The organism is Streptococcus suis, assembly GCF_002964045.1.
GTDB lineage: Bacteria > Bacillota > Bacilli > Lactobacillales > Streptococcaceae > Streptococcus > Streptococcus suis_U.
Window position 1 is genome coordinate 1 of the sequence record NZ_POPB01000132.1, and the last position, 294, is coordinate 294.

The window sequence follows — 294 nt, forward strand, 5'->3', positions numbered from 1 at the left end:
CATGATGACTGGTCAGTATAGTACCATGGATTTGGCAGGTGTTTCCATGGCAACAAGTCTTTGGAATCCGCTTTTTTCATTTCTAACAGGGATTGTATCTGCGTTGGTCCCAATCATCGCTCAATATTTAGGAAAAGGTGAAAGAGATAAGATTCGTGAGGAGTTTCATCAGTTTGTCTATCTAGCCATCGGATTAACTATTTTACTCTTGTGCTCGGTCCTATTTATCGCTGTTCCTTCCTTGGCACAGTTTGGACTTGATGAATCTGTTTTTCAAGTTGGTAGGCAGTACCT

The 294-nt window shown here is 41.2% G+C and carries 1 protein-coding gene; it reads left to right on the forward strand.

Annotated features, from left to right (window positions below; genetic code table 11):
• Window position 1: 1 nt before the first annotated feature.
• Window positions 2-294, forward strand: a 293-nt coding sequence (locus C1E99_RS00570; RefSeq protein WP_269088939.1) for an MATE family efflux transporter, incomplete at its 3' end; no start/stop codon positions are given.